Origin of the sequence: Streptococcus sanguinis SK1 = NCTC 7863 (genome assembly GCF_000194945.1) — a bacterium.
Lineage (GTDB): Bacteria > Bacillota > Bacilli > Lactobacillales > Streptococcaceae > Streptococcus > Streptococcus sanguinis.
In genome coordinates, this window is sequence record NZ_GL878507.1 from 104,331 (window position 1) to 117,939 (window position 13,609).

The 13,609-nt window shown below is 42.9% G+C and carries 17 protein-coding genes; 15 read left to right on the top strand and 2 right to left on the bottom strand.

The genetic code is table 11. The annotated features are described in order from the left end of the window. Positions 1 to 14: 14 nt before the first annotated feature. The 6 genes from yabA (at position 15) to nth (ending at position 4,953) form a co-directional block, all read left to right on the top strand. A complete protein-coding gene (yabA, locus tag HMPREF9378_RS10300) occupies positions 15 to 332 on the top strand; it encodes a DNA replication initiation control protein YabA (protein WP_002899803.1) in 318 nt (105 codons plus the stop codon). A 2-nt stretch (positions 333 to 334) separates the two neighbouring features. Next, on the top strand, positions 335 to 1,201 hold the full coding sequence (rsmI, locus tag HMPREF9378_RS10295; protein ID WP_002899804.1) for a 16S rRNA (cytidine(1402)-2'-O)-methyltransferase: 867 nt from the start codon (positions 335 to 337) through the stop codon (positions 1,199 to 1,201). A 259-nt stretch (positions 1,202 to 1,460) separates the two neighbouring features. After that, on the top strand, positions 1,461 to 2,552 hold the full coding sequence (serC, locus tag HMPREF9378_RS10290; RefSeq protein ID WP_002899805.1) for a 3-phosphoserine/phosphohydroxythreonine transaminase: 1,092 nt from the start codon (positions 1,461 to 1,463) through the stop codon (positions 2,550 to 2,552). Positions 2,553 to 2,564: 12 nt separating this feature from the next. Continuing rightward, positions 2,565 to 3,740 (top strand): 3-phosphoglycerate dehydrogenase family protein, encoded by a 1,176-nt coding sequence (locus HMPREF9378_RS10285; RefSeq protein WP_002913273.1) that lies wholly within the window; start codon positions 2,565 to 2,567, stop codon positions 3,738 to 3,740. A 135-nt stretch (positions 3,741 to 3,875) separates the two neighbouring features. Then, the gene (locus tag HMPREF9378_RS10280; RefSeq protein ID WP_002913274.1) at positions 3,876 to 4,229 is read left to right on the top strand and encodes an arsenate reductase family protein; all 354 of its coding nucleotides are present in this window, start codon (positions 3,876 to 3,878) and stop codon (positions 4,227 to 4,229) included. A gap of 94 nt (positions 4,230 to 4,323) precedes the next feature. Continuing rightward, positions 4,324 to 4,953 (top strand): endonuclease III, encoded by a 630-nt coding sequence (gene nth, locus HMPREF9378_RS10275; protein WP_002913275.1) that lies wholly within the window; start codon positions 4,324 to 4,326, stop codon positions 4,951 to 4,953. 27 nt (positions 4,954 to 4,980) lie between these two features. Here nth and HMPREF9378_RS10270 read toward each other — a convergent pair whose 3' ends face one another. Beyond that, complete coding sequence (locus tag HMPREF9378_RS10270; RefSeq protein WP_002903223.1) at positions 4,981 to 5,367, bottom strand: bleomycin resistance protein; 387 nt, start codon at positions 5,365 to 5,367, stop codon at positions 4,981 to 4,983. An 11-nt stretch (positions 5,368 to 5,378) separates the two neighbouring features. Continuing rightward, on the bottom strand, positions 5,379 to 6,206 hold the full coding sequence (locus HMPREF9378_RS10265) for an exodeoxyribonuclease III (protein WP_002899813.1): 828 nt from the start codon (positions 6,204 to 6,206) through the stop codon (positions 5,379 to 5,381). 140 nt (positions 6,207 to 6,346) lie between these two features. Here HMPREF9378_RS10265 and HMPREF9378_RS10260 point away from each other — a divergent pair, with 140 nt between their 5' ends. The 9 genes from HMPREF9378_RS10260 (at position 6,347) to HMPREF9378_RS10225 (ending at position 13,607) form a co-directional block, all read left to right on the top strand. Then, complete coding sequence (locus HMPREF9378_RS10260) at positions 6,347 to 6,802, top strand: DUF3290 family protein (protein ID WP_002903222.1); 456 nt, start codon at positions 6,347 to 6,349, stop codon at positions 6,800 to 6,802. Next, positions 6,799 to 7,431, top strand: a complete 633-nt coding sequence (locus HMPREF9378_RS10255) for a DUF421 domain-containing protein (RefSeq protein WP_002903221.1) — start codon at positions 6,799 to 6,801, stop codon at positions 7,429 to 7,431. The genes HMPREF9378_RS10260 and HMPREF9378_RS10255 overlap by 4 nt, the downstream gene beginning before the upstream one ends. Positions 7,432 to 7,559: 128 nt before the next feature. Beyond that, complete coding sequence (metG, locus tag HMPREF9378_RS10250) at positions 7,560 to 9,557, top strand: methionine--tRNA ligase (protein ID WP_002903220.1); 1,998 nt, start codon at positions 7,560 to 7,562, stop codon at positions 9,555 to 9,557. 174 nt (positions 9,558 to 9,731) lie between these two features. Beyond that, positions 9,732 to 9,866, top strand: a complete 135-nt coding sequence (locus HMPREF9378_RS11800; RefSeq protein ID WP_002903218.1) for a hypothetical protein — start codon at positions 9,732 to 9,734, stop codon at positions 9,864 to 9,866. Between the two features lie 4 nt (positions 9,867 to 9,870). Beyond that, a complete protein-coding gene (locus tag HMPREF9378_RS10245) occupies positions 9,871 to 10,527 on the top strand; it encodes a hypothetical protein (protein ID WP_002903217.1) in 657 nt (218 codons plus the stop codon). A 216-nt stretch (positions 10,528 to 10,743) separates the two neighbouring features. Then, positions 10,744 to 11,499 carry a DeoR/GlpR family DNA-binding transcription regulator gene (locus HMPREF9378_RS10240; RefSeq protein WP_002913276.1) on the top strand — a complete coding sequence of 252 codons (756 nt, stop codon included), beginning with the start codon at positions 10,744 to 10,746 and terminating at the stop codon, positions 11,497 to 11,499. 208 nt (positions 11,500 to 11,707) lie between these two features. Beyond that, positions 11,708 to 12,133, top strand: coding sequence for a galactose-6-phosphate isomerase subunit LacA (gene lacA, locus HMPREF9378_RS10235; protein WP_009659075.1), 426 nt, complete (start codon positions 11,708 to 11,710; stop codon positions 12,131 to 12,133). Between the two features lie 16 nt (positions 12,134 to 12,149). Then, a complete protein-coding gene (gene lacB, locus HMPREF9378_RS10230) occupies positions 12,150 to 12,665 on the top strand; it encodes a galactose-6-phosphate isomerase subunit LacB (protein WP_002894723.1) in 516 nt (171 codons plus the stop codon). 12 nt (positions 12,666 to 12,677) lie between these two features. Beyond that, positions 12,678 to 13,607: a tagatose-6-phosphate kinase gene (locus tag HMPREF9378_RS10225; protein WP_002913277.1), complete on the top strand. Its 930-nt coding sequence runs from the start codon at positions 12,678 to 12,680 to the stop codon at positions 13,605 to 13,607. The last annotated feature ends 2 nt before the right edge of the window (positions 13,608 to 13,609 follow it).

Consider the following 13,609-nt stretch of genomic DNA (forward strand, 5'->3'; position numbering starts at 1 on the left):
CACAGGAGTATAAAATGGATAAAAAAGACTTATTTGACGCCTTGGATGATTTTTCACAGATGCTTTTAGTGACCCTTGCTGAGGTGGAAGCTGTCAAGAAAAATCTCAAGAGTGTGGTAGAGGAAAATATTGCTCTGCATCTGGAAAATGACAAGCTGAGGGAGCGCTTGGGAGAAGTGGAGAAGGAAGCTCCGGCCAAGACCAAGAAAAACCGAGATAATCTGCGTAAGCTTTACTATGACGGCTTTCATGTCTGTACGGATTTCTATGGTCAGCGCCGGGAGAATGACGCAGAGTGCATGTTCTGCGATGAATTGTTATTTAGGGAGTAGTGATGCAGGTTCAAAAAAGTTTTAAGGGCGAAACTGCCTACGGCAAACTCTATCTGGTCGCGACTCCTATCGGCAATCTGGATGATATGAGCCTCCGCATGGTCAATACCTTGAAAGAGGTTGATAGGATTGCGGCTGAAGATACAAGAAATACGGGCCTTCTGCTCAAGCATTTTGGGATTGAGACTAAGCAGATCAGTTTTCATGAGCACAATGCCAAGGAGAAAATTCCAGTTCTCTTGGACATGCTTCAAAGTGGAAATGATATAGCTCAGGTTTCGGATGCTGGTCTGCCCAGTATTTCTGATCCTGGACATGATTTGGTTCAGGCAGCGCTAGAAGCTGGAATTACTGTAGTGCCAATTCCTGGTCCTAGTGCTGGAATAACAGCCTTGATTGCCAGCGGACTGGCTCCCCAACCGCATATTTTCTATGGCTTTCTGCCTAGAAAGGCTGGCCAGCAGAAGGAATTTTTCACTAGCAAAAAATCCTATCCTGAGACCCAGATTTTCTACGAATCTCCTCATCGGGTTCGGGCTACGCTGGAAAATATGCTGGCAGTTTATGGTGACCGCAAAGTCGTCCTGGTGCGCGAGCTGACTAAGATTCACGAAGAGTATCAACGAGGGCTGATTTCAGAGTTGCTGGCCTATACGGCTGAACATCCGCCTAAAGGAGAGTGTCTCTTGATTGTAGCTGGGGCGGCAGAAGATGCTCCTCACGACATATCTCAAGAGCAGATTCTAGCTGAAATTGATCTTTTAGTTGAAGCCGGCAGCAAAAAAAATCAGGCCATCAAGGAAGTGGCCAAGAAATATGGCAGGAACAAGAGCGAGCTCTATGCGGTGTATCATGAAAATAAGGATTGATAGAAGCTCAGAAATTTCTCAATACAATCAGTTGTCTGTTTAAAAATTGGAAAAAGCTTAACTCAGCTTTTTAGTAAGACTATTTAATCCTGACCTAAACTCAGGATTTTTTTGTTATCTGGATTAGACAGTTGGTTTTGCTTATCTATATTTCAACAATGTTCGGGAATTGGCTAAAAAAGCACTAGATTTCTGAAATAAAATAGATATTTTCTAAACTTTGTGATATGATATACAAAATAAATTTTGGAGGTAGGATATGACGATTTACAATTTTTCTGCTGGACCGGCAGTATTGCCCAAGGAAGTCTTGAAAAAAGCTCAGGCTGAGTTTTTAGACTATGCCCAAAGTGGCATGAGTGTGATGGAGCTGTCCCACCGATCCAAAGAATTTGACGATATTATCAAAGAAGCTGAGAGCTTGCTGCGTGAGCTCATGGATATTCCGGACAATTACCGCGTGCTCTTCCTGCAGGGTGGGGCCTCTACTCAGTTTAGCATGATTCCGCTTAATCTAGCACAAGGCGGCAAGGCCTATTACCTAGTGGCTGGATCTTGGGGAAAGAAAGCTTACACTGAAGCAGTCAAGCTGTCTAAGTTCATTCCTTTTGAGCCCATTCTCTTGGCTTCATCAGAGGACTTAAATTACACGGAAATCCCTTCTTTTGATGAGAAGGAGATTGATCCGCAGGCGGCTTATGTGCATCTGACAACCAATAATACTATCGAAGGAACGGCTATTTATGACTTGCCAGCGACTAATGGCGTGCCGATTGTGGCGGACATGTCTTCTAATATCCTGGCTGCTCAGTACCGAGTAGAGGATTTTGGTTTGATTTATGCTGGGGCTCAGAAGAATATCGGACCTGCCGGCGTGACAGTTGTTATCATCCGAGAAGACCTGCTGGATGATGAGCCAGTTCTATCTAGCATGTTGGATTACCGCATTCAGGCGGACAATGGCTCTCTCTACAATACACCACCGACTTTCGCCATCTATATGGCCAAACTGGTCTTTGAGTGGGTCAAGGAGCTAGGTGGTGTAGCAGAAATGGAAAAGCGCAATCGTGAAAAATCTGGCCTTTTGTACGACTTCATTGAGCAGTCTGACTTTTATCGCAGTCCAGTCCGTTACAAGGAGCAGCGCTCAGTAGCCAATATTCCCTTTGTTTCTCCTAGTCCAGATCTGGACGCCAAATTTAACAAAGAGGCTACAGCAGCGGGATTCAAGAATATCAAGGGGCACCGCAGCGTAGGTGGCATGAGAGCTAGTCTCTACAATGCTTTTCCGCTCCAAGGTGTCAAGGACTTGATTGCCTTTATGCAGAAATTTGAAGAAGAAAATTCTTAAGAGAGGGAAACTATGGTCTTTAGTGTCAAAACCTTTAACAATATTAATCAAATCGGGCTTAAGGAGCTGGGCAATGCTTTTCAGATTGACGGAGATAAGTCTGACAATCCGGATGCTTATATCCTGCGCAGTCAAAACCTGCATGGACAGGAATTTCCGAGCAAGCTCAAAGCCATTGCGCGAGCAGGTGCAGGAACCAATAATATTCCTGTCGATCAGGCAACGGCTCAGGGAATTGTGGTTTTCAATACGCCAGGAGCTAATGCCAATGCTGTGAAAGAAGCAGTCTTGGCTTCCATTCTCCTGTCTGCCCGTGACTATATCGCAGCTAACAGTTGGGCTAACGGCCTTTCTGGTGATGATGTTCCCAAGCAAGTGGAAGCTGGTAAGAAGCAGTTTGCTGGGACAGAGATTGCAGAGAAGACTTTGGGAGTCATTGGGTTAGGAGCAATCGGTGGCCGTATTGCGAACGATGCCTATCGTCTGGGAATGAATGTCCTTGGTTATGACCCTTATGTATCCATTGAAACAGCTTGGAATATCTCTAGCCATGTCAAACGGGTAGCAGACATTAAGGAAATCTTTGAGAAGAGTGATTATATCACTATCCACGTCCCTCTGACTGAGGATACACGCGCTACTTTTGATCAGGCTGCTTTTGGTCTTATGCAAAAGGGAACAACCCTCATCAACTTTGCCCGTGGCGAGCTGGTGGACAATGCTGCCCTCTTTGAAGCCATAGAAGCTGGTGTAGTCAAGCGCTATATCACAGACTTTGGTGTAGAAAAGCTGCTCCGTCATCCGCAGATTACAGTCTTTCCGCATTTGGGTGGCTCGACCGAAGAAGCTGAGCTCAACTGTGCCATTATGGCTGGCAAAACCATTCGCCGCTTCATGGAAACGGGCGAGATTATCAACTCAGTGAATTTCCCTAATGTCCGTCAGGCACTCTCAGCGCCTTATCGGATTACCCTGATTAACAAAAATGTACCGAATATTGTGGCTCGGATTTCAACAGCGGTCAGTGATTTGAATATCAATATCGACAATATCATCAATCGTTCCAAGGGTGATTATGCCTATACTTTGCTGGATCTGGATGAGTCAGACGAAAGCAAGATTCAGGAGCTGGTTGATAAATTTGAGGATAGCGACAATATTGTGCGCGTGCGTTTGATTAAGAAATAATCGAAAAATAGACGTGTTTCTTTATGGAATGCGTCTATGCCTGCCGATGAGCCTTTCGCTTGTCGGCTTTTTCTAATGAGTCTCGGCTTGACAAGAAGGAGCTAGCTAGGCTATCATAGGGACGGAGGAAAAACAATGTTACAATTTATCGAATACCCAAAATGCTCTACCTGCCGCAAGGCCAAGGCTGAGCTCAATCAATTAGGAGTGGACTTTGAAGCGGTGGATATTGTCCAAAATACACCTAGCCGGGACCAGCTCCTAGACTGGATTCAGAATTCTGATTTTGAGATCAAGGCTTTTTTCAATACCAGCGGCCTCAAATACCGTGAGCTAGGTCTCAAAGAAAAAGTTCCGCATTTGACAGCTCAGGAAGCTGCAGATTTATTATCGACAGACGGCATGCTGATTAAACGGCCGCTCTTGGTTCGAGATAACCAGATTTTACAGATTGGCTACCGAAAGGCGTATGAAGAGTTAGGCTTGTGAAATATTAAGAACAGCTGCATTCTCAATCATGTTTTTTGGATGCTTCTTCCTTTCATGATATAATAAATCTATCTCAATCTTAGAAAGAAGAATCATGGTTTTATCAAAAAAACGGGCTCGTCATGTGATTGAGGAAATTATTGCTCTTTTCCCTGATGCTAAGCCCAGTCTAGATTTTCGTAATCACTTTGAACTCTTAGTAGCGGTCATGCTGTCGGCTCAGACGACGGACGCTGCGGTCAATAAGGCAACGCCGGATCTGTTTGAAGCCTATCCAAGTCCTCAAGACATGGCTATGGCTGGTGAAGCAGACATTGCTAAATACATCTCCCGCCTAGGGCTCTATCGCAACAAGGCCAAGTTTTTGAAGAAATGTGCTCAGCAGCTTTTGGATGACTTTGACGGTCAAGTACCACAAACGCGGACAGAATTGGAAAGTCTAGCTGGTGTTGGTCGCAAAACGGCCAATGTAGTCATGAGTGTGGGCTTTGGTATTCCAGCTTTTGCTGTTGATACTCATGTGGAGCGCATCTGCAAGCACCATGATATCGTTAAAAAGTCGGCAACGCCACTGGAAGTAGAAAAGCGAGTTATGGAGGTCCTTCCACCTGAACGTTGGCTGCCAGCCCATCAGGCTATGATTTACTTTGGACGGGCTATCTGCCATCCTAAAAATCCCGAGTGCGATCACTATCCGCAACTTTATAACTTTAAAGACATTTAAAAAGCGAGGTCAAATGACTTCGCTTTCTTATTCACTAAATCTTAAAAAATAACCATCTGGATCCAAAATCGCAAATTCATGGGGATAAATAAAGCTATCTCCCACTCGAAATTCTCTTTTCGTCAGCGGACGATGGATGGAATAGTCAGCTTCCAGTAGTTTTTTGTGGAGCTGAGGGACATCCTCGATGCCAAAGGAAATATTGACACCGCGTCCGAAAGGATAGGTCAGTTGGGCTAATTCTTCTGCGCTGCCTTCTTCTAGCATAAGTTGGCAGTCTTCAAGCGAGAGGAAGAGAAATTTGTCCTCTGGACGCTCGTATTCGACAGAGAATCCCAGCAAGTCGCAGTAGAAGTGGCGTGACTTGTCGATGTCAGATACCACGAATTCAGGAATGACAGCTTGATAGTCCATTAGATTTCTCCTTAGAGCTCAATTTCCATGACAATCGGTGTGTGGTCTTGGCGCGCACCGGAGTCGATCATATCAGACTTGGTCACCTTGTCAGCTACACGGTTACTGGTCAGCCAGTAGTCGATTCTCCAGCCTGTATTGTTGATTTTAGAAGTCTTGCTGCGCTGTGCCCACCAAGTGTATTGGTTAGGGATATCGCCGTGCAAGTGGCGGAAGGTATCGGTGAAGCCTTTAGCCAGCAGGTTAGTGAAGCCAGCGCGCTCTTCGTCAGTAAAGCCTGGTGAACGGCGGTTGCTGGCTGGATTGGCCAGGTCGATTTCCTTGTGGGCCACATTGTAGTCGCCAGTAGCGAGGACTGGTTTTTGTTGATCTAGTGTTGCCAAGTATTCAGCGTATTTGGCATCCCAGACTTGACGGTCATCCAAGCGTTTGAGTCCATCGCCAGCATTAGGCGTATAAACTTGAGTGACAAAGAAACCGTCAAATTCCAGCGTAATGATGCGACCTTCAACATCCATGGTTGACGGAGCGCCGATTTCTGGGAAGGTTACGGTTGGCGTCAGTTCTTTTTTGTAGAGGAACATGGTTCCAGCATAGCCCTTGCGGGCCGGCTCTTGGGAGGAGCGCCAAGTGTTTTCATAGTCTGGGAAAAGATTTGTCAAAATCTCCAAGTGCTTTTTAGTCGGACCTGTCGCAGACAGTTTTGTTTCCTGAATGGCTATAATATCTGCATTTTCTGCTTGCAAGGTTTGGAGGACGGCCTGAGAGAGCTTAGCTCGGGCAGAATCACTGGTCAATGCAGCGTTGAGAGAGTCAATGTTCCAAGAGATGAGTTTCATAAAATTTCCTTTTCTAGTAGAAGTTTACTGAGTTTATTATAACAAAATTTAGAACTGATTTATAGCAAAGTGATTGTAAGAAAGCTTGAAAAATAATGAAAATTTTTCTATAATATAGCGAGAAAAAATAGGGGGAAGCCATGAAATTCTATTCTTATGATTATGTTTTGAGTCAGATTAGTCAGCAAAACTGGGTGACTGTTGCGCTTTCTGTCTTGCTACTGCTTGTGACAGGATTTTTTGCTTTTAAGGCCTATCGCAATAAGCGTGATTCAAAATTTCGAGAACTAGCCATCATCTCTGTTTTGGCCTTGGTGGCCATGGTCTTGATTGGTATTAGTAATTTTCAGACTGACCAAGCCTCTAACAACCAGTTTCAAACCTCTCTTCATTTTATTGAGGTCATTTCAGAAGACTTGGGTGTGGATAAGTCGGAGGTCTATGTCAATACTTCAGCCGCAACTGATGGAGCGATTTTGAAGGTCGGAAAAAACTTTTATCGGGCTATGAGCGGCAGTGAGCCGGATAAATATCTGCTTGAAAAAATTGACTTGCATAAGACGACAGATATCGAAATAGTGGAGGTTGAAAAATGACATTGAATTTTCTTGAAATCCTAATTAAACTAGCGCTGGGGCTTTTCTCACTCGTTTTTGTCATCAATGTGACGGGAAAAGGCAATCTGGCGCCAAATTCAGCGATCGACCAGATTCAAAACTATGTTCTTGGTGGTATTATCGGTGGGGTGATTTACAATAGCTCCATTAACATCCTCCAGTATGCGGTCATTCTCATCATGTGGACTATCTTGGTCTTGACCCTAAAGTGGCTCAATAATAATGTCCGTGCGGTTAAGCATTTGATTGACGGCAAGCCGACAACGTTGATTCAGCACGGGAAATTGAGTCCCGAAGCCTGCCGTTCTGTTGGTCTTTCAGCAGCAGATGTAGCTTTGAAGCTACGCAGCCAAGGTATTTTCCAGCTCAAGCAGGTCAAACGGGCGGTTATAGAGCAAAACGGCCAGCTGATTATTGTACAAGCTGGTGAAGAGAATCCTAAATATCCGCTTATCACAGATGGTGTTGTCCAAATTGATATTCTGGAGTCTATTGATAAAACAGAAGAATGGCTGGTGGATAGACTGGCTAAAGATGGTTATACTGATATTTCTAATATCTTCATCGCAGAATACGAAAGAGGCAATTTGAATGTTGTGACCTATTAAACCTAGAATATTTTCTAGGTTTTTTAATTGATTTTATTGTAAATGAATGTCTTTTCGCAAACTTAACAAAATATGATATAATGAAGTGCTATCAAAAAAGGTTTCATTAGCCTTGAAAGGATTAAAAAATGACTGAGAAACAATCGTTTTATATTACGACACCTATTTACTATCCGAGCGGCAAGCTCCACATCGGGTCTGCCTATACGACCATTGCTTGTGATGTTCTGGCTCGCTACAAGCGTCTCATGGGCTACGATGTTTTCTATCTGACTGGTCTTGATGAGCATGGACAGAAGATTCAGCAAAAAGCTGAAGAAGCTGGTATCAGTCCTCAAGCTTATGTCGATGGGATGGCAGTTGGGGTCAAGGAACTCTGGAAACTGCTGGACATTTCTTATGATAAATTTATCCGGACAACTGATGACTACCATGAAAAGGTTGTAGCTGATGTCTTTGAAAGACTTTTAGCCCAAGATGATATCTACTTGGGTGAATATTCAGGCTGGTACTCTGTATCTGATGAGGAATTCTTTACCGAAAGCCAGCTGGCTGAAGTCTTCCGTGATGAAAATGGAAAGGTAACCGGCGGAATTGCGCCGTCTGGACACGAAGTGGAGTGGGTATCAGAAGAGTCTTACTTCCTCCGTCTCAGCAAGTACCAAGACCGCTTGGTAGAATTTTTTAAATCTCATCCAGACTTTATCACACCAGACGGGCGTCTCAATGAAATGCTGAAAAACTTTATTGAGCCGGGTCTGGAAGATTTAGCCGTATCTCGGACGACCTTTACTTGGGGCGTGCCGGTGCCATCTAACCCTAAACACGTTATTTATGTCTGGATTGATGCACTACTCAACTATGCGACAGCACTTGGCTACGGTCAGGATAATCATGCTAACTACGATAAATTCTGGAATGGAACAGTCTTCCATATGGTGGGCAAGGACATTCTGCGTTTCCACTCTATCTACTGGCCAATCCTGCTCATGATGCTGGATATTAAGCTGCCCGACCGCTTGATTGCTCACGGCTGGTTTGTCATGAAGGATGGCAAGATGTCCAAGTCCAAGGGCAATGTGGTCTATCCTGAAATGCTGGTAGAACGCTATGGCTTGGATGCCCTGCGTTATTACCTCATGCGCAGTCTTCCTGTTGGTTCAGACGGAACCTTCACTCCTGAGGACTATATAGGTCGGATCAACTATGAGTTAGCTAATGACCTTGGGAACCTGCTTAACCGTACTGTTTCCATGATTAACAAGTACTTTAACGGTCAAGTACCAGCCTACGAAGAAAATGTAACAGACTTTGATGGAGCTCTGGCTCAGGTAGCAGCTCAATCTATCGCTGACTACTACAAACACATGGATGCAGTAGACTACCCACGCGCCTTGGAAGCAGTCTGGACACTCATCTCCCGCACCAATAAATATATCGATGAAACTGCTCCTTGGGTTCTGGCTAAGGATGAAACCAAGGTCAAAGAACTGGCGGCAGTCATGAGCCACTTGGCATCCAGCCTTCGTGTTGTGGCACACATGATTGATCCTTTCATGATGGAAACAAGCAAGGCTGTCCTCAGCCAACTTGGCTTGCCTCAAGCAACTTCGCTGGAAAACCTAGCAATTGACCAGCTCCCATCAGGTCTGACAGTTGTAGAGAAAGGGACACCAATCTTCCCGCGCCTGGATATGGAAGAAGAAATTGCCTATATCAAGGGACAAATGGAAGGTAACAAATCTGCGGTTGAAAAAGAATGGAATCCAGAAGAAGTCGAGCTCAAACTTAACCGCAAGGAAATCAAGTTTGACGACTTTGATAAGGTAGAAATCCGTGTCGCAGAAGTCAAAGAGGTTTCTAAAGTTGAAGGTTCTGACAAGCTTCTTCAGTTCCGCTTGGATGCTGGTGACGGTGAAGACCGCCAAATCCTCTCTGGTATTGCTAAATACTATCCAAACGAGCAAGAACTGGTCGGTAAGAAAGTCCAAATCGTAGCTAACCTCAAACCGCGCAAAATGATGGGCCGCATCAGCCAAGGTATGATTCTATCAGCCGAGCACGGCGACCAACTGACTCTCCTTACCGTGGACGAAAAGGTCCCAAATGGAAGTTTGATTGGATAACAATCTTTGATTGATGGGTAAGGTGCGCAAAAAGAATTTTTGACTTTGTTCGATAATGTTCCCCTAGCAGGAGGCTGCTGGGGGATTTTTGATGTAATATTCTCTTTGAAACCGCTTGACAAAAGGTATATATATTTGTATAATTTTTATTGAAAAAGTTTTAGGAGTTATATTATGAAAATAGTAAAAATTGCATCACTTGTTTTGTTGTTGCTTTTAATTGTCATTCTCTTTCCGCTAAATCCTTATTTAGCAGCTTTTCTGGCTATTATCAGTCTTGGAACAGCATTTTTGATTCGGAGGAAGTAGGATAATGAAAGTAGTTAAGGATTTCATGAAAAAAGTTTTGGGGGCTAAGGTTTACATATGGATTGTGGTAGCCGTTCTTGCTATCTTTTTTATTGTTGCGAAAACTTATAATATCATTGGATTTTTCCAAGGTAAAAACGCTTCAGATGAGCGAAGTCAAATCTATACGCAAATCACTCGCTTAGAGAAAGTCAACGAAAGTGTCTTTTTGGATGTAGGGATTCAAAAGGTTGAAACGATTGAGAAAGATAAGAAGATTCCTGGTACCAATATCAGTATTCCACTGTCTGTTAAGAAAGCTATTATCATTCTAAATTACACGGCTAAATTTGGAATTAAAGAAGGAATTAAGATTAAGAAAATTGCTGAACATGAGTACGAGCTAACTATACCTAAATATGAAGTCATAGGTGTAAAGATTTCAGATAATCCAAAAGATCGATACAAACTCTATGATATGAGCGGACAGCTATTGAGCGGTTCAACGGAAAATATTGATACTGGAGAGCATGTTGCTAAATCTCTTAGCAATAAAGAACAAGAAGGGTATATTAAACAGTATAAAAATCTTATTACGGAATCGGCAGAAGCCTATTATACAAATATCGTGACTAGTATTGACCCAGATGCTAAAGTGACCTTTAAAAATGTAAACCAATAGGAAACAAAATTTCTTTATAGTGATACAGTTTGGCATATAGTGAAATATATCGTTCTATCAACTGGGCAAAGCATCTTGCACATCATTGCAAGGTGCTTTTTTATGTCCCATACCATATCGCAAACCCTCAATTTTGTTTAAAACAAACAAAAAATATGGAAAAAAACAGAGAAATGAGTTATAATAAACAAAACTAGAGTGTAGAGAGGGAATAGTATGGGTAAAAATCAGAGACAGGATGAAATAATTAGGCTGGTTGATCGAGCTGGGACAGTTACGGTTGCTGAGATTGTAGAGAGTATGAAGGTCTCAGACATGACGGTTCGGCGGGACTTGATTGAGTTGGAAAGTAAAGGGCTGCTGACTCGTGTTCACGGTGGGGCTAAAAGTAATCAGCATCTCAAGTATAGAGAAATCCCTCATGAAGAGAAGCTTTATCAGAATATTGAGGCCAAGCGGACTGTGGCCAAGAAAGCTGTGGAGCTGATTGAAGATGGCGATACTATTTTTCTTGGGCCGGGGACTTCTGTGGAAGTGCTGGCAGAGGAAATCACCAATCAGCATCTGCGCGTGATTACAAATTGTCTGCCGATTTTTCACGACCTTTTAAAAAAGAAGTCGGATACCTTCAAAGTCTTTCTCCTTGGTGGGGAGATGCGGGAAGCGACTCAAGCCTTTGTCGGCGAGATGACCAATGCCATCATGGATAAGATGTACTTTACTAAGATGTTTTTCAGTGGCAATGGTATCAAAAACGGGCAGATTATGACCTCTTCTTTTGAAGAGGCCTATACTCAGAAGTTAGCTTTGGAGCGCTCGACAGAGACCTACCTACTGATTGATTCTTCTAAGATTGGCAAGGAAGACTTCACTTCTATCTGTCCTTTGGCTGATATTACAGCTGTTATCACAGACCAGATGTCTGAAAATGCTCAGGAAGAACTGGAGGTTTATACCAAGATTATTTCCTAGTTTATTTTAAATGGATGAAAAAATTATCAGAAAGCTCTTTTTAGGGCTTTTTTTGTTTATTTTAATCATCTTTAAAAATATTTTGATTAAAATAAACAAAAATCTGTTGACAAATAACTTTTAAAGGAGTATAGTATGCTTATAGGAAACAGAAAGTGTTTTTTATAAACAATATTCTGTTCAAAAAATCAAACAAAGGAGAATGCTCATGGCAATTATTATTGGAGCAGATGCTGCTGGAAGCAAGCTGAAAGATGTAGTCAAGGATTTTCTCGTCGGAGAAAACTTTGAAGTGGTGGATGTGACGAAAGAAGGTCAGGATTTTGTTGATGTGACCCTTGCAGTTGCGGCTGAGGTGAATAAACAAGAGGAAAATCTTGGTATTGTCATTGACGCTTATGGTGCTGGTCCATTTATGGTAGCGACCAAAATTAAAGGCATGGTTGCTGCGGAAGTTTCAGATGAACGTTCTGCCTACATGACTCGTGGCCATAACAACTCTCGCATGATTACAATGGGAGCTGAAATCGTTGGTGAAGGGCTGGCTAAGAACATTGCCAAAGGCTTTGTCAATGGTAAATACGACGGCGGCCGTCACCAAATCCGGGTCGACATGCTCAACAAGATGTGCTAAGAAAAGGAGAAATCAAATGAAAATTGCAATTGGATGTGACCATATCGTTACCAATGAAAAAATGGCAGTCTCAGATTTTCTAAAATCAAAAGGCTATGAAGTTCTTGATTTTGGTACTTATGACCATACTCGTACTCACTACCCAATCTTTGGTAAAAAAGTAGGGGAGGCAGTCGTTAGTGGACAAGCAGATCTTGGTGTTTGTATCTGTGGTACAGGTGTTGGTATCAACAATGCTGTAAATAAAGTTCCTGGTGTTCGTTCAGCTTTGGTACGCGACATGACTTCAGCTCTCTATGCTAAAGAAGAGCTCAACGCCAATGTTATCGGTTTTGGTGGAAAAATCACTGGTGAGCTCCTTATGTGTGACATCATAGAAGCTTTCATTCATGCGGAGTACAAGCCGACTGAAGAAAATAAAAAATTGATCGCAAAAATTGAGCACGTTGAGACTCACAATGCTCATCAAACAGATGCCAACTTCTTTACAGAATTTCTTGAAAAATGGGATCGTGGAGAGTACCACGACTAGTGAGGTAGCCAGATGATTCTTACAGTGACCATGAATCCTTCTATCGATATTTCCTATCCCTTAGAAGAATTGAAAATAGATACTGTTAATCGTGTTTCGGAAGTCAGTAAAACAGCGGGGGGCAAAGGCCTCAACGTAACCAGGGTCTTGGCAGAAATTGGAGACAATGTCGCTGCGACAGGACTGATTGGTGGGACTAATGGTGAATTTCTCTTGCAGAATCTTCATCAAGCTGTACGTCCATTATTTTATAATATTTCGGGAAATACGAGGAATTGCATTGCTATCTTACACGAAGGTAAGCAAACAGAAATCCTAGAAGCCGGTCCGACTATTACAGCGGATGAGGCAAATGGTTTTTTACAACATTTTAAATCATTAATGGAATCAGCTGAGGTAGTTAGTATCTCGGGAAGTCTACCAACAGGTTTACCTGTTGAATATTATATTCAATTGGTTGAAATTGCTAATCAAGCTGGTAATAAGGTGGTGCTGGATTGCTCTGGAGCAGCTCTGGAAGCTGTGCTTAAATCAGATGTGAAACCAACTGCCATCAAGCCTAATAATGAGGAACTTTCTCAGTTACTGGGTCGCGAAGTTTCCAAAGATTTGGATGAGTTAAAAGCTGTCCTTTCAGAACCGCTATTTGAAGGAATCGAGTGGATCATCGTATCACTCGGTGCAGATGGAGCTTTCGCTAAGCACTGGGATACTTTCTATAAAGTAGATATTCCTAAAATCCAAGTGGTCAATCCAGTTGGCTCTGGTGACTCAACTGTTGCAGGGATTTCTTCGGCCTTGAATCATCAAGCGAATGATGTTTCTCTGCTCAAAAAAGCGAATGTTCTTGGCATGCTCAATGCCCAAGAAAAAATGACCGGCCATGTCAATGTTGAAAACTACGATGGCCTATACAATCAAATCACAGTAAAAGAGGTATAAAG